This window comes from Nocardioides sp. P4_G4, from assembly GCF_056401085.1.
This window is the reverse complement of record NZ_JBFUKA010000017.1, coordinates 1-15,016: the sequence shown is the minus strand read 5'-3', so window position 1 is coordinate 15,016 and position 15,016 is coordinate 1. Positions and strand designations below refer to the sequence as shown.

Annotated in this window: 14 protein-coding genes; 10 read left to right on the top strand and 4 right to left on the bottom strand. The window is 73.2% G+C overall.

Annotation, left to right across the window (positions count from 1 at the left end; all coding sequences use genetic code 11):
• Positions 1–115 precede the first annotated feature (115 nt).
• Together AC1DQF_RS05815 and AC1DQF_RS05810 are read left to right on the top strand one after the other, a co-directional pair.
• A complete protein-coding gene (locus AC1DQF_RS05815; protein ID WP_477524263.1) occupies positions 116–1,327 on the top strand; it encodes an acetyl-CoA C-acetyltransferase in 1,212 nt (403 codons plus the stop codon).
• Between the two features lie 17 nt (positions 1,328–1,344).
• Entirely contained in the window at positions 1,345–3,579 is a 2,235-nt protein-coding gene (locus AC1DQF_RS05810; protein ID WP_477524262.1) for a 3-hydroxyacyl-CoA dehydrogenase NAD-binding domain-containing protein, read from the top strand.
• Between the two features lie 110 nt (positions 3,580–3,689).
• On the opposite strand, the gene AC1DQF_RS05805 is transcribed toward AC1DQF_RS05810, so the two are convergent.
• Both AC1DQF_RS05805 and AC1DQF_RS05800 read right to left on the bottom strand, forming a co-directional pair.
• Complete coding sequence (locus AC1DQF_RS05805; protein WP_477524261.1) at positions 3,690–4,532, bottom strand: hypothetical protein; 843 nt, start codon at positions 4,530–4,532, stop codon at positions 3,690–3,692.
• A complete protein-coding gene (locus AC1DQF_RS05800; protein WP_477524260.1) occupies positions 4,525–5,058 on the bottom strand; it encodes an RNA polymerase sigma factor in 534 nt (177 codons plus the stop codon). Before AC1DQF_RS05800 ends, AC1DQF_RS05805 begins: the two co-directional genes overlap by 8 nt.
• A 204-nt stretch (positions 5,059–5,262) precedes the next feature.
• On the opposite strand from AC1DQF_RS05800, the gene AC1DQF_RS05795 reads away from it, so the two are divergent.
• Both AC1DQF_RS05795 and AC1DQF_RS05790 read left to right on the top strand, forming a co-directional pair.
• Positions 5,263–5,973: an ABC transporter ATP-binding protein gene (locus AC1DQF_RS05795; protein WP_477524259.1), complete on the top strand. Its 711-nt coding sequence runs from the start codon at positions 5,263–5,265 to the stop codon at positions 5,971–5,973.
• Positions 5,957–7,483 (top strand): hypothetical protein, encoded by a 1,527-nt coding sequence (locus AC1DQF_RS05790; RefSeq protein ID WP_477524258.1) that lies wholly within the window; start codon positions 5,957–5,959, stop codon positions 7,481–7,483. The genes AC1DQF_RS05795 and AC1DQF_RS05790 overlap by 17 nt, the downstream gene beginning before the upstream one ends.
• A gap of 4 nt (positions 7,484–7,487) precedes the next feature.
• Here the strand turns inward: AC1DQF_RS05790 and AC1DQF_RS05785 are convergent, their stop codons facing one another.
• Both AC1DQF_RS05785 and AC1DQF_RS05780 read right to left on the bottom strand, forming a co-directional pair.
• Entirely contained in the window at positions 7,488–8,057 is a 570-nt protein-coding gene (locus AC1DQF_RS05785; protein WP_477524257.1) for a hypothetical protein, read from the bottom strand.
• Positions 8,058–8,131: 74 nt separating this feature from the next.
• Positions 8,132–8,773 (bottom strand): RDD family protein, encoded by a 642-nt coding sequence (locus tag AC1DQF_RS05780; RefSeq protein WP_477524256.1) that lies wholly within the window; start codon positions 8,771–8,773, stop codon positions 8,132–8,134.
• A 201-nt stretch (positions 8,774–8,974) separates the two neighbouring features.
• On the opposite strand from AC1DQF_RS05780, the gene AC1DQF_RS05775 reads away from it, so the two are divergent.
• From AC1DQF_RS05775 to AC1DQF_RS05750, 6 genes are all read left to right on the top strand, one after another.
• The gene (locus tag AC1DQF_RS05775) at positions 8,975–9,607 is read left to right on the top strand and encodes a PadR family transcriptional regulator (protein ID WP_477524255.1); all 633 of its coding nucleotides are present in this window, start codon (positions 8,975–8,977) and stop codon (positions 9,605–9,607) included.
• Entirely contained in the window at positions 9,604–10,329 is a 726-nt protein-coding gene (locus AC1DQF_RS05770; RefSeq protein ID WP_477524254.1) for an ABC transporter ATP-binding protein, read from the top strand. The genes AC1DQF_RS05775 and AC1DQF_RS05770 overlap by 4 nt, the downstream gene beginning before the upstream one ends.
• Positions 10,326–13,019, top strand: coding sequence for an FtsX-like permease family protein (locus tag AC1DQF_RS05765; RefSeq protein WP_477524253.1), 2,694 nt, complete (start codon positions 10,326–10,328; stop codon positions 13,017–13,019). Before AC1DQF_RS05770 ends, AC1DQF_RS05765 begins: the two co-directional genes overlap by 4 nt.
• A 210-nt stretch (positions 13,020–13,229) precedes the next feature.
• A complete protein-coding gene (locus AC1DQF_RS05760) occupies positions 13,230–13,910 on the top strand; it encodes a TetR/AcrR family transcriptional regulator (RefSeq protein ID WP_477524252.1) in 681 nt (226 codons plus the stop codon).
• Positions 13,907–14,701, top strand: a complete 795-nt coding sequence (locus AC1DQF_RS05755; RefSeq protein ID WP_477524251.1) for a TIGR03084 family metal-binding protein — start codon at positions 13,907–13,909, stop codon at positions 14,699–14,701. Before AC1DQF_RS05760 ends, AC1DQF_RS05755 begins: the two co-directional genes overlap by 4 nt.
• Positions 14,698–15,016, top strand: a 319-nt coding sequence (locus AC1DQF_RS05750; RefSeq protein WP_477524250.1) for an acyclic terpene utilization AtuA family protein, incomplete at its 3' end; no start/stop codon positions are given. The genes AC1DQF_RS05755 and AC1DQF_RS05750, both read left to right, overlap by 4 nt.

Sequence of the window (15,016 nt, the reverse complement as noted above, 5' to 3'; positions counted from 1 at the left end):
TCCTCGGGCGTGAACCTGGCCACACCGGTTGACCACGGTGACAGTAATGGTGTCACAATCGAGGGACGGGTCTCCACACGTACGCGACACACCCTCCCGACATCGAAGGACGGTCATGGCAGAGGCATTCATCTACGACCACATCCGTACGCCGCGCGGCAAGGGCAAGGCCGTCGGGACGCTGCACGAGGTCAAGCCGGTCGACCTCGTGGTCGGCCTCCTCGACGAGGTGCGGACGCGCAACCCCGGTCTCGACCCCGCCCGCGTGGACGACGTCGTGCTCGGCGTCGTGTCGCCGCTCGGCGACCAGGGTGGCGACATCGCCAAGACCGCGGCCCTGGCGGCCGGCTATCCCGAGACCGTGGCCGGCGTGCAGCTCAACCGCTTCTGCGCCTCCGGCCTGGAGGCGGTCAACCAGGCGGCCTCCCGCGTGCGCGGCGGCTTCGAGGACCTGATCCTCGCCGGCGGCGTCGAGTCGATGAGCCGCGTCCCCATGGGCTCCGACGGCGGCGCCTGGGCGATGGACCCGGCCACCGCGCTGACCACCGGCTTCGTCCCGCAGGGCATCGGCGCCGACCTGATCGCCACGATCGAGGGCTGGAACCGCGGCGACGTGGACGCCTTCGCCGCCGAGTCGCACCACCGTGCGGCCAAGGCGTGGGCCAACGGCTACTTCGCCGACGCCGTCATCCCGGTCCGCGACCGCAACGGCCTCACCGTGCTCGACCACGACGAGACGATCCGCCCCGACACCAGCCCCGAGGGCCTGGCCGGCCTCAAGCCGTCCTTCGCCCAGATCGGCCGCGACGCCGGCTTCGACGACGTGGCGCTGGAGAAGTACCACTGGGTCGAGAGGATCGACCACGTCCACCACGCCGGCAACAGCTCCGGCATCGTCGACGGCGCCGCGATCATGGCCATCGGCAGCGAGCAGGTCGGCACCGACCTCGGCCTCACCCCGCGTGCCCGGATCATCGCCACGGCGGTCTCCGGCGCCGACCCCACGATCATGCTCACCGGTCCCGCCCCCGCGGCCCGCAAGGCCCTGGCCAAGGCCGGCCTCGAGGTCGAGGACATCGACCTGTTCGAGATCAACGAGGCCTTCGCCGCCGTCGCGATGCGCYTCATGCGCGACCTGGGCATCTCCCACGACATCACCAACGTCAACGGCGGCGCGATCGCCATGGGCCACCCGCTCGGCGCCACGGGCGCGATGATCCTCGGCACGCTGGTCGACGAGCTCGCCCGCCGCGACCAGAAGCGCGGCCTCGCCACGCTCTGCGTCGGCGGCGGCATGGGCATCGCCACCATCGTCGAGCTCGTCTGAAAGGCAGTCACCCACACATGAGCACCACCACCGCCAGCACCGACCAGCACAGCGCCGTCCGCTACGAGCGCGACGCCGACGGCATCGTCACCCTCACCCTCGACGACCCGACGTCGAAGGCCAACACCATGACCGAGCTCTACCAGCGGTCCATGGACGAGGTCGTCGACCGGCTGTACGCCGAGCAGGACGACGTCGTCGGCGTCGTCGTCGCCAGCGCCAAGAAGACCTTCTTCGCCGGCGGCAACCTGAAGCTGATGTCCCAGGCCACCCCGGACGACGCGCAGCAGATCTTCGATTCCGGTGAGGCGATCAAGGCCGGCCTGCGCCGCCTCGAGCGCTTCCCGCGCCCGGTCGTGGCCGCGATCAACGGCGCCGCCCTCGGCGGTGGCCTCGAGATCGCGCTGGCCGCCAACCACCGCATCGCGGTCGACGACCGCTCGGTCAAGATCGGCCTGCCCGAGTCCACCCTCGGCCTGCTCCCCGGCGGCGGCGGCGTGACGCGCGTCGTACGCATGCTGGGCCTGCAGTCCGCGCTGATGGACGTGCTGATGCCGGGCACCCAGTTCGACCCGCAGGGCGCGCTGGCCAAGGGCCTCGTCGACGAGCTGCTGCCCACTCGCGAGGAGCTCGTCCCTGCCGCCAAGGCCTGGATCCTCGAGCACCGCGACGACGAGGAGGCCGCCACCAAGCCGTGGGACCGCGCCGGCTACAAGATGCCCGGCGGCACCCCGAGGACGCCCGCGCTGGCGGCGTTCCTCCCGGCCTTCCCGGCCCTGCTGCGCAAGCAGACGAAGGGTGCGGTCTACCCCGCCCCGCGCGCGATCCTCAGCGCTGCGGTCGAGGGCGCGCAGGTCGACTTCGACACGGCCTCGCGCATCGAGTCGCGCTACCTCACGAGCCTGATCGTCAACCAGGGCTCCAAGAACATGATCCAGGCGTTCTTCTTCGACCTCCAGGCGATCAACTCCGGGTCGCTGCGGCCCGAGGGCATCGAGCGCTGGAAGGCCACCAAGGTCGGCGTCCTCGGCGCCGGGATGATGGGCGCCGGCATCGCCTACGCGTGCGCCCGCGCCGGCATGCAGGTCGTGCTCAAGGACGTGTCGACCGAGAACGCCGAGAAGGGCAAGGCCTACACCGCCAGGCTCAACGCCAAGGGCATCGAGCGTGGGAAGCTCACCCAGGAGAAGGCCGACGAGCTGCTCGGCCGGATCGCCGCGACCGGGGACCCGGCGGACCTCACCGGCTGCGACCTGGTGATCGAGGCGGTCTTCGAGGACCCGGCGCTGAAGGCCACGGTCTTCGCCGAGGTGGCGCCGTACGTCGACGACGACGCGCTGCTGTGCTCCAACACCTCGACGCTGCCGATCACCGAGCTCGCTGGCGGCATCGACCGGCCGGCCGACTTCATCGGGCTGCACTTCTTCAGCCCCGTCGACAAGATGCCGCTCGTCGAGATCATCCGCGGCAAGGAGACCTCCGACGTCGCGCTGGCCAAGGCGTACGACGTCGTCCAGCAGATCCGCAAGACCCCGATCGTGGTCAACGACTCGCGCGGCTTCTACACCTCGCGCGTCATCGGCACGCAGATCAACGAGGGGCTGACGATGCTCGCCGAGGGCGCGCACCCGATCTCCCTCGAGCGGGCCGCGACGCAGGCCGGCTTCCCGGTCGGGCCGCTGCAGATCAGCGACGAGCTCAACATGGAGCTGATGGCCAAGATCCGCAAGGCCACCGCCGACGCCGCCGTCCGCGAGGGCCGCGAGCTGCCGGAGGACCGGGCGGGTGAGGTGATCGCCACGATGATCGAGGCGGGGCGTCCCTCACGCCTCAAGGGTGCCGGCTTCTACGAGTACGACGAGTCCGGTCGCCGCGCGGGTCTCTGGCCGGAGATCGGGGCGACGTTCCCGGTGGCCGAGGAGCAGATCCCCTTCGCCGACATGAAGGACCGGATGCTCTTCATCGAGGCGATCGAGACCGCCAAGTGCTTCGAGGAGGAGGTCATCACCTCCGCCGCCGCGGCCAACATCGGCTCGATCATGGGCATCGGCTTCCCGGCCATCACCGGCGGCGCCGCGCAGTTCATGACCGGCTACCAGGCCATGGACGAGCGCGGGCGTCCCGTCGGGGAGATCGGCCTCGGCGCCTTCCTGGCCCGGGCCGACGAGCTCGCGGACACGTACGGCGAGCGGTTCCGGCCCACGGCGTACCTCCGCGACCTGCACGCGAAGGGCGAGTCCTTCCCCGCCTGACGACGTGAGCGGGCACTTCCGTGCGAATGGGAGGTGCCGAGCGGGCACTTCCGGGCGCGTGGGAAGTGCCGAGAGGGCACTTCCGGGCGCGTGGGAAGTGCCCTCTCGGCCTACCCCCGGTCGTGCAGCTCGATGCTGTCGACGATCCCGAGCAGCGCGTCCACCTCGCCCGGCGGTGTGTGCGGAGACCATGAGGCCCACACCAGGAAGGACTCTCCGTCGACGTCGATGACCCAGGCATCGTGGACGGTGCCGGGGTCTCCGAGGCCGATGGGGCCATCTTCCGCTTGGAGGAGTAGCTGTCCCAGGCAGGTCGGGACCCCGCTGGGCACCTTGAACCGCACATGCACGGCGGCACGGCCGGAGAAGGTCCCGGGAGTCGGTCCCTGGACGACCTCCAGACCAGGGGCGTGCGTGAGGGCCCGCACGAAGCCGGGGAGGCCACGATCCTGCACGTGCGCCATGGTGCATCCCCGCTGGGCGATCCACCGGACGTCCAGCTGCAGCAGGTCGACGTACCAGTCCGGGTCCTGCGACAGCACGTGCTCGTTGACCTTCTCGTCGTACGTGACGTCCGAGCCCAGGCCCTCGAACCGGTTCGGGCCATGCCAGGCGTTCCACCCAGGGGGCAGCGTCAGGCGCACTGCGGGGCTGTAGGGGCCCACGGAGGCAGCGAACTCGTACGTGCCCGCGCGCAGCGTGGTCATGGTGGGTCCGGGCCACAGAGTCACCCCGGAGGTGTCGGGGTGCTCTGCCGGTTGCACATCTCTGTCGGTGTCGCTCGTCACGGCGAGCAACCCGCTCACGGCCAGGACGAAGGCGGCCGCGCCACCCATCACGGCGTACCGCCGTCGGCGCCGCGCCCGTCCTCCCGCCTCGATGAGGTCGAACCCCGGCACGGGAGTGGTGAGCTCGGCCTGCTCGCGGAAGGCCTCCAGCAGATCTTTAGACATGATCGACGCCTCCTTCGACCGGGGTGAGCAGCAGGGCCAAGGCCTCACGACCGCGGCTCAGGCGTGACTTCACGGTTCCGGTCGGTACGCCGAGCTCGTCGGCGATCCTGTGGACCGGCAGGTCGGCCAGGTAGTGCAGCGCGATGACCTCTCGCTGCGGCTCCGGCAGGGCCCGGAGGGCGGCGATGATCTCCAGGTGGTCCTCGAGGGCGGCGGGGTCCCGGGGGGCCACCATCCTGTCTCGCGCGCGCTGGCCGTTGCGCAGCTTGCGCCACCTGCTCCGATGCACGTGGATCGCGGTCGTGCGCAACCACGCCTCGTGGTTGTCCACGCGCAGGAACCGTCGTCCGGACGCGGCCGCCCGGACGAAGGCCTCCTGGACCACGTCCTCCGCCTCGTCGAAGTTGCTGGTGATGGCGTAGAGCTGCACGACGAGCTTGCGGTAGCTCGCGTCGAACACGTCGCGGAGGGACACACGGTCCTCGAGATCCTGCATCCGACCGAAGGTGATGGAGTCTTCGTCCATGCCGCCTCCTGGCTGGGATGACCACAACGACTCCTCAGCGCCGTCCGGGGTTCCGTGTCGTCGCGGACTCCTTCCCATGGTCCGCCTCGGACGCCTCGCTGGCTGCGGCCCGTCCGGACCAGTACGCCGCCGACCCAGCGCACCGGAAGTGCCCGGTCGGCGCATTCAGGACACAGGAACCGCCCGGTCGGGGAGGATGGGCCGGTGAGCCAGCCCCCCGTCATCGACGTCCGTGGCCTGCACGTCCGCTTCGGCGAGGTCGAGGCGGTCGCCGGCATCGACCTGCAGGCCGAGGCCGGCCACGCGACCGCCCTCCTGGGGCGCAACGGCGCCGGCAAGTCGACCACCATGCGCGTCCTCGCCGGGGTCGTCCCGCCCACCGCGGGGTCCGTCCTCGTGGACGGGGTCGACGTGGCCCGCGACCCGGTGGGGGTCAAGCGCCGGGTGGGGTACTGCCCCGACGTGGGCGGCCTCGTCCCCCGCGCCACCCCGTGGGAGCACCTCCAGCTCGCGGCGCGCCTGCGTCGCCTCGACGACTGGGAGGTCCGGGCCCGTGACCTGCTCGAGCGCTTCGAGCTCGGCGACGTCGCGCACCGCGTGACCAGCGGCTTCAGCCACGGCATGGGCCGGCGCCTCTCGGTGGTCCTCGCCGCGCTCCACGAGCCCGACGTGCTGCTGCTCGACGAGCCCTTCGACGGCGTCGACCCGCTGGGCGTCGAGGCCACCCTGACCGTCATCGAGGACGCCCGCGCCCGCGGCGCCTGCGTCCTCGTCTCCACCCACCTGCGCGACCTCGCGATGCAGGCCTGCAGCACCGCGGTGGTGCTGCGCGGCGGCGCCCAGGTCGCGGCCATGGGAGCCGACGAGCTGAGCGGGGAGGCCGGCGCCGATGCCTACCGTGCGCTCCTCGACTGACTCCTGGGTCGACGCCGTCGTCGACCTCCGGCACCTGCTCCGCTTCCGCGCCGCGACCGTACGGCGCCCGCATACCTCTCGGGCCGGTGCGCTCGTCGTCCTGGCGATCAGTGTCGCCGTGGCCGCACTCCCCGCCCGCGCCGAGATCGTGCCGGGGAGCCTCCTGGCCGATCTCGTGGTGCCGATGCGGGAGAACCTGCCCGCGATGCTGGCCGGGCTGCTGGCCCTCTCGATCGTCTCCGCGGTCGCCGGCGGGGGAGGGCGCGAGCTGGTTCCCCACGACCAGGCGTCCGTCTTCCCGATCACGCCCGCTACCGAGCACCTCGGGACGCTGGTCCTGGCGCCCCTCAACCTCGCGTGGCTGGTGCAGTCCTGGCTGCTCATGGCCGTCACCTCGTTCGTGGCCGGCCCCGACCGCTGGGTCGCGGCCCAGGGGGTCGTCGTGCTCTGGCTGCTGCTCGCGACCGCGCTCGCCCAGGTGGTGGCCTGGACGGTCGAGGTCGTACGCCGTGGCTCCCGCGGGATCGTCATCACCCGCGCGGCGACCGCGGTGCTGCTCCTCGTGGGCATCGGCCTGCAGGCCACCGGGAGGCTCGTGCCGCTGCTCGACGCCTCGCCCACGCGCCACCTGGCGACGGCGATCCGCGCCGGGGCCGGCGAGCGGTGGTCGTGGACCGTCCTCGCGCAGGCGGTCCTCGTCGTGGTGGCGGTCGGAGCGGGCGTCTGGCCGGCGGCCGCGGCCCTGCGGCGTACGCCTCGCGAGGAGCTCAAGGGCGAGAGCGGGAGCCACCCCGCCAGGTCCACCCCGTCCAGCGACCTGGCCATGGTCCGACGCCTCGACCGGGCGTCGGTGTGGCGGTCGGTGCCGATGCGCCGCGGCCTGGTCGTGCTGACGCTCGGCCCGGGACTCGTGGCGCTGGCCGGCGGGATGCCGTGGGCCTCGGTGACCGTGCTTCCCGCCCTCGTCGCGAGCGGAGGTGCGCTCCTCTTCGGGGTGAACACCTGGTGCCTCGACGGGCGCGGCCTGCTCTGGCGAGAGAGCCTCCCGGCCGACCCGTCCACGGTGTTCGACGCGCGGGCCCTCACGCTCGCGGAGTGGGTGAGCCTCTCCGCCGCCATGACGGTCCTCGTCGCGTCGATCCGGGCCGGCGTGCCGTCACCCGGGGAGGCGGTCGCGGTGGTGAGCGTGTGGGTCGTCGTCACGACCCAGGTTGTCGCCGTGGCCATGTCGTGGTCGGGTCGCCGGCCCTTCGCCGCGGACATGCGCACCGCGCGGGCGACGCCGGCACCGCCGGTGGTGATGGTCGGCTACTCGGCCCGCCTCGCCACGAGCACGACCCTCAGTGCCCTGCTGCTGTCCTACCCCGCGCAGGTGCCGGGACTGGAGTGGGTCACCCCGGTCCTGGCCGCGCCGATGCTCGTCTGGTCCTTGGCGCGGCTCGCCCGGGCACGGAGGCGCTGGTCCAGGCCCACCGAGCGTGCCCGCGTCGTGATGACCGTGGCGGCCTGAGGGGTCAGCCCCGCGGCACCGACAGCACGGAGCACTCGGACTGCGCGACGCTCATCTCGCCGACCGCGGGGTCGTCGAAGCGCGCCATCAGGGTGGAGACGGACGCGTCGCGGATGGTGTCGTCGTCGAGACGACCCTCGAGACACGCGGCGTACGCGTCGGCGTCGAGATGACCCTTGGTGAGCGCCTCCTGGGCCTCGGTCGACTCCTCGACGAAGTCGGTGCAGGTCATCTGCGCCTCGACCCAGGCCACTGCGAGGGTCCGGTCGAGGGTGGCGGCCTTCTCCCGGGTGCGGAACGACGCGTCGAGCACCCCGCCGTCGCGCAGCTCGTCGGGCGTGACGCGCTCGAGCAGGTCGTCGGCGAAGCACTCGGCCGCCGCGACGTCGTCGGACGTGGCCCGTTCACCGGCGTACAGGTCGACGAGCCCGGCACGGACCTCGGCGGGTGACGCCGCCGAGGAGGCCACGGTGTCGGCCTCGGCGTCGGCGGTGCAGCCGACGAGTGCCGGGAGCGAGGTGGCAGCGAGCAGGGTGAGCGCAGCCAGGCGTCCGGGCCGCGTGTGCACGCGCATGTGGGTGGTTCCCCTCAGTGGTGACCGCCCCGCGGCCGTCTGGGCCCAGCCTAGTGACGGCCGCGGGGTGCGCCTCACCCCTTGGGCTGGCGGATGACGATGGTGCCCATGACCTTGTCGGAGAAGGTCTGCCGCTTGGCGTCCCACAGCGGCCACAGGTAGCCGATGTTGCACAGGACGCTGTCGAGGACGTGCGCGATCTGCCGGACGAACGACAGGCCGGGTCCGACGGGCTGGCCGGTCTCCTCCTTGACCAGCTTGATGCCCATGACGCCCTTGCCGATCGTGTAGCCGGTCCGGCCCTGCCGGAAGACGATGTTCCAGATCGAGAAGGCGAGCACGAGCAGTGCGCCCAGGGCGACCAGACCGGCCACGAGCCCGCCGCCCTGCGGCATCTCCGAGGTCGTCACCCCGGTCACCGGGTCGGTGGTCGTCTCGATGTTGGAGACCAGCACGATCACCCCGACCAGGCCGGGCAGGTAGGCGACGAGGGTGAGCAGGCCGTCGATGAGGTACGCCGCGACCCGCTGGATCCACGATGCGTACGGCGGTGCGAACCCGGCCTGCGGGGCGCCGTAGCCGCCCTGCGCGTAGGCCGGCTGCTGGCCGTAGGGCTGCTGACCCCCGTAGGGGTTCTGGTCGTACGGCGCCTGCGGCGGCTGGCCGTACGGGTTCTGGCCGTAGGGATCGGTCGGCGGGTTGCCGTAGTTGGACATGGTGCTTCCCCCTGCTGGGTCTGGCCCGCGGTCGCGGTCGCGGACGCGGGACGGCCGAGCGGCTCCCCGGGTGGGGCCGCCCCGGTGTCCTGCCCATCCGGCGGGCGTCGAAACGCCGGCCCAGACCGGCATGCATACGTGGTATACATACCCGGTATCCATTGGCCACGGGGGCCGGTGGGCGCACCGCGAGGAGACGCGATGTCGATCAGGCAGGCGATGCTGGCGCTGTTGGAGGACGGGCCGATGTACGGCTACCAGCTGCGTGTCGAGTTCGAGCAGCGCACGGGGTCCACCTGGCCGCTCAACGTCGGGCAGGTCTACACGACCCTGTCCCGGCTCGAGCGCGACGGGCTCGTCGAGCAGGTGGTCGGCGAGGGGGCCCACCACGGCACCGACGACGGCAGCCACGTGACCTATCGCGTCACCGAGGCGGGTCGGGGCGAGGTGTCGGAGTGGTTCACCACTCCGGTGCCTCGCACCCAGCCGCCCCGCGACGAGCTGGCCATCAAGCTCGCCCTCGCCGTCACCGTCCGCGGGGTCGACGTCGGCACGCTCATCCAGCGCCAGCGCAGCGCCACGATGGCCGCGCTCCAGGACTACACCCGGCTCAAGCGCTCGGGCCGCGCCGCACGCCCCGACCAGCCCGAGGACCTCGCCTGGAGCCTGGTGCTCGACGCGCTGGTCTTCGACGCGGAGGCCGAGATCCGGTGGCTCGACCACTGCGAGGCCAGGCTGCGTCGCGCGGCGGTCGAGGGGACTGACGTGCGACGTGACGCGACCGCCGCGCCCGGCGCGGGTGCCGACGCGTCGACCGGTCGGAGCGTGCGATGAGCGCCCCCGTGCTGCACCTCGACGAGGTGACCCGCATCCACGGCGAGGGCGAGACCGAGGTGCACGCCTTGCGCGAGGTCTCGTTCCGCGCGCACGCCGGCGAGCTGGTGGCCGTCATGGGGCCGTCCGGGTCGGGCAAGTCCACCCTGCTCACCCTCGCCGGCGGCCTGGACCAACCGACCCGCGGCACCGTCCGCATCGAGGGCGAGGACGTCGGCGCCCTCGGCAACGCCGGGCGCGCGCGGATGCGGCGTACGTCGGTGGGCTACGTCTTCCAGGCCTTCAACCTCATCCCGGCGCTCACCGCCGCCGAGAACGTCGCGCTGCCCCGCGAGCTGGACGGTGAGAAGTCGCGAGCGGCGCGCCGCCTCGCGATGACCGCGCTCGAGGAGGTCGGCATCCTCGACCTCGCCGACCGCTACCCCGACGCGATGTCCGGCGGGCAGCAGCAGCGGGTCGCCATCGCCCGCGCCATCGTGGGGGAGCGGCGGCTGATCCTGGCCGACGAGCCCACCGGCGCCCTCGACACCGACACCGGCGAGGAGATCCTGCGGCTGCTGCGGGCGCGCTGCGACGCCGGGGCGGCCGGGGTGCTCGTCACCCACGAGGCGCGGCACGCCGCCTGGGCCGACCGGGTGGTGTTCCTGCGCGACGGTGTGATCGTCGACGAGTCGGGAGCCGACCCGGTCGACGACCTGCTCGAGCCGGAGGTCGCCCGGTGAGCTCGTCCGGGGGCGGGCGCGGGGGCTGGTTCGCGGGCTGGCTCGCCGGCTGGCGTCCGGCGCTGCGGCTGGCGCGCCGGGACGCGCTGCGAGCGCGGGGACGCAGCCTGCTGGTCCTGGCGATGATCGCGCTGCCCGTGCTCGCGGTGACGGCGGCGGCCGTCGTCCAGGCGACGGCCGACGTCGCCGGGACCGAGGGCGCCGACCGCCGCATGGGTGCCGCCGAGGCTCGCATCCGCCCGGTCGGCGGCGCGGTCTTCCAGTCGCCCGACCCCGACGACTGGGGGTGGGGCAACGACGGCAACGCCGCCGGCGGCACACCGTCGTACGACGACGTGACCGCCGTGCTCGGGCCCGACGTCCGGGCCATCACCGTGCGCGAGGGCTGGACCGAGATCCCGCTGGGGGAGCGGCGGGTGAGCGTCGCCGCCCGCGAGGTCGACCTGCGCGACCCGCTGGCCGAGGGGCTCTTCGAGATCACCGCCGGGCGCGCGGCCGAGGCGCCGGACGAGGCGGTGGTCAACGACGTGCTCGTGGAGCGCGGCGTCGGTCTGGGCGACACCGTGAGCGTGGGCGACCGCGACTTCGAGGTCGTCGGCACGGGACGCCACACGACCGTCCGCGACACTGCCACGATCGACGTGCTGCCCGACGCGCTGGGGCCCGGGTTCGCCGACTACACCCCCGACGTCGACTGGCTCGTCGACGGAGCCCCGGTGATGTGGTCCGACGTGCTGGCCCTCAACAAGGCCGGCCTCGTCGTCACCTCGCGCGCGGTGCTCGCCGACCCGCCACCCGTGCAGCAGATGGCCGAGCAGATGGGCTACGACACCGGGTACGGCGACGTGCTCGCGATCATCGCCCTCGTGGTCACGATGGCGCTGCTCGAGGTGGTCCTGCTGGCCGGTCCGGCGTTCGCCGTGAGCGCCCGGCGGCAGGCCCGCTCCCTGGCCCTGATGGCCGCCACCGGAGGGACACCCCGCCAGGCCCGCCGGGTGGTCCTCGCCTCCGGGATCGTGCTCGGCGCGCTCGCCGCGCTGGTCGGCGCCGTGCTCGGCGTGGTGGTCGGCTGGGCGCTGCTGCCGCTCGCGCAGGGCTTCTCCGGCGAATGGTTCGGCCCGGTCGACGTGGACTGGCGCATCGTCGCCGTGGTGGCGGCCTTCGGCCTGCTCTCGGCGGTGCTGGCCGCCGTCGTGCCTGCGCACATCGCGTCCCGGCAGGATGTGGTCGCCGTGCTCTCCGGTCGTCGCGGCGACCGCCCGCCTTCCGCCCGGACACCCGTCCTGGGCCTCGTGCTGCTCGGCGCCGGCGTGGCGCTGGCGGCGTACGGCGTGAGCGCCTCGAGCGGCGGGCACTGGTTCATCGCGATCGCGGCGATCGTCTCGGTGCTCGGGATGATCCTGGTGGTGCCCGTCGTGGTGTCGGTCGTCGCCCGGCTGTCGCGGCGGCTGCCCCTGTCCCTGCGGTACGCCGCCCGCGATGCCGCCCGGCACCGCACCCGCACCGTCCCGGCGGTGGCAGCCGTGGCCGCGACCGTGGCCGGGGTGGTGGCCCTCGGGATCGCCGTCACCTCCGACGAGGCGCAGAACGAGGCGACGTACACGCCGTCGATGCCGCTCGGTGCCGGGATGGTCAACATCTACCCCAGCGCGCCGATGAACGGTGACGTCGAGCCGGTCACCGCGGGGACCTGGGCCGAGGTCGAGGCGGCCGTCCGGGCGCGGACCGACGACGTCGAGGTGCTCCGCGGCGTCCAGCAGCAGGGCGCGGACGGGTCGTACCTCAGCGTGGACTTCCGCGAGCCCGGGGACCGCACCCCGCTCCTGGAGTACTGGGGCGGACGCCTCGACGGCAGCGTCGTCGTCACCGACACGGTCCCCGGCGTCGCCGAGCTCAGCGGCGCGGACCTCGACGCCGCGCAGGACGCGCTGGCTGCCGGCTCCGCGGTGGTGTTCTCCCAGCGACCCGTGGACGCGGACACCGTGCGCCTGCGCCTGGACTCCTACGACCCGGCCGACGGTGGCGCCGGCGAGGTCAGCCGCCTCACCTGGCCGGCGACGTACGTCGACGTCGGCGACGCGACCCCGGTCGCGCAGGCGCTGCTGCCGTCTGTGCTGGCCGCCGACCTGGACCGGCCGACCTCCGTCGCCGGGCTCTACCTGGCCGACGCCGGGCTCAGCGAGGACGCCCAGACCGACCTCGACGAGGCGCTGGGCGGGATCACCGAGGACGCCTCGCTCTACGTCGAGCGCGGCTACCAGGCCCCGGACGAGGTGGTCGTGGTGCAGCTGGTGCTGGCGGCGCTGGGGGGTGTGCTGATGCTCGGCGGCACCCTGACCGCGACCTTCCTCGCGCTCTCGGACGCCCGGCCCGACCTGGCGACCCTGGCCGCGGTGGGCGCGGCGCCCCGGACCCGGCGGCGGGTCGCGGCGTCGTACGCCCTGGTGGTCGGGTTCGTCGGCGCGCTGCTCGGTGCGGTCGTGGGGTTCATCCCGGGCATCGCGATCACGTGGCCGCTGACCTACCAGTCCGCCGACCTCCTGGGCGGGTCGGGCGAGGCGACCGGGCCGTACATCGACGTCCCCTGGCTGCTCGTCCTCGGCCTGGTCGTGGCGCTGCCGCTGCTCACCGCGGCCGTGGTCGGGCTGACCGCGCGCTCGCGGCTGCCCCTCGTCACTCGCCTCGACTGACCGGGCAGTTCCTGGCGCCTCGACAGTGCCGAGCGGGCACTTCCTGGCGCATGGATCGTGCCGAGCGGGCACTTCCGTGCAGATGGCCGCGCCGGTCGGTACGACGCCTTGGTACGACGCCGAGTCGGCGGTCGTGAAACGCCAGGAACTGCCCGGTCGGCACAAAAAGTCAGGCTTGACTGTTTGTTGTTACGGCCCCACGATAGGGGCGTGACCCCCCCGTCCGCGCCGTTCGCCCGGGTGCCCCAGCAGGAACGCACCCGGGCGATGCGGTTGCGGCTGCTGGAGGCGACCGTGGAGTGCCTGGTCGAGCGCGGCTTCAGCGGGACCTCCACCACGCTGGTCTCCGAGCGGGCCGGGGTGAGCCGGGGGGCCCAGCTGCACCACTTCCCGACCAAGAACGACCTGGTCGTGGCCGCCGTCGCGCACCTCACCGAGATCCGCGGCGCCGAGCTCCAGGCGGCGGTGGACAACCTGCCGCGCGGGCGACGTCGTACGCGGGCCGTCCTGGCCGTGCTCGGTGACCACTTCAGCTCTCCGGTCTTCGCCGCCGCCCTCGAGCTGTGGGTCGCCGCCCGCACCGACGAGGCGTTGTACGCCGCGGTCGCGCCGCTCGAGCAGCGCGTCGGCCGCGAGACGCACCGCCTCACCGTGGAGGCGCTCGGCGCCGACGAGTCCCGACCCGGCGTGCGGGAGCTCGTCCAGGCCACCCTCGACCTCGTGCGGGGCCTCGGGCTCGCCAGCACCATCTCCGACGACGCCCGCCGTCGTCGTCGCATCCTCGACCACTGGGCCGACGTGCTCGACCGGGAGCTGGATCCGGCCCACGACGTTCCCGTCCTCCCCCGTTCCGCTCCTCCGTCCGACAACGCCGCAGGGACTCCGACATGACCGACGTGCTCCGCACCGTCCTGGCCGACCTCGCCGCCGAGGGGGACCGGCTCGAGTCGCTGGTCGCCGACCTCGACGAGGCGGGCTGGCGCACGCCGACGCCCGCCGCGGGGTGGGACGTGGCCACGCAGATCGGGCACCTGGCGTGGACCGACGAGGTCGCGACGCTGGCCGCTCGGGCCGGTACCCCGGAGGGCAAGGCCGCGTGGGACGAGGTGGTGATCGCGGCCATCGGCGACCCGGACGGATTCGTCGACGCCGGCGCGCTCGAGCTGGGGCGCGACCCCGACCTGCTCGAGCGCTGGCGCCGGGCTCGCAAGGACCTGGTCGCCGCGCTGGCCGAGGTCCCCCACGGCGAGAAGCTGCCGTGGTTCGGGCCGCCCATGTCGCCGACCTCGATGGCCACCGCGCGGTTCATGGAGACCTGGGCGCACAGCCTCGACGTCCACGAGGCGCTCGGGGTCGAGCCGGAGGACTCGCCGCGGATCCGGCACGTCGCCCATCTCGGCGTACGCACCCGCAACTTCGCCTTCGCCACCCACGGGCTCGACGTGCCGGCCGAGGAGTTCCGCATCGACCTCGCCGCTCCCGACGGCGACGTGTGGTCGTGGGGACCCGACGACGCAGGGCAGACGGTCACCGGCTCGGCCGGCGACTTCTGCCGGCTGGTGACCCAGCGGGTGCACCGCGGTGACACCGACCTCGTCGCCAGCGGGCCCGACGCCGACCGGTGGCTCGACATCGCGCAGGCCTTCGCGGGTCCGCCGGGCGAGGGGAGGCCGGCGCGATGAGCGAGGTGCTGCGGATCGGCAACTGTTCCGGCTTCTACGGCGACCGCCTGACGGCGATGCGCGAGATGCTCGAGGGCGGCCCGCTGGACGTGCTGACGGGTGACTACCTCGCCGAGCTGACCATGCTCATCCTCGGTCGCGACACGATGAAGGACCCGTCGCTCGGCTACGCCCGGACCTTCGTCCGCCAGGCCGAGGACTGCCTCGGCCTCGCCCTGGAGAAGGGCGTGCGGATCGTCGCCAACGCCGGCGGCCTCAACCCCGCCGGCCTCGCCGACCGCCTCCGCGAGGTCGCCCGTGGGCTCGGCCTCGACC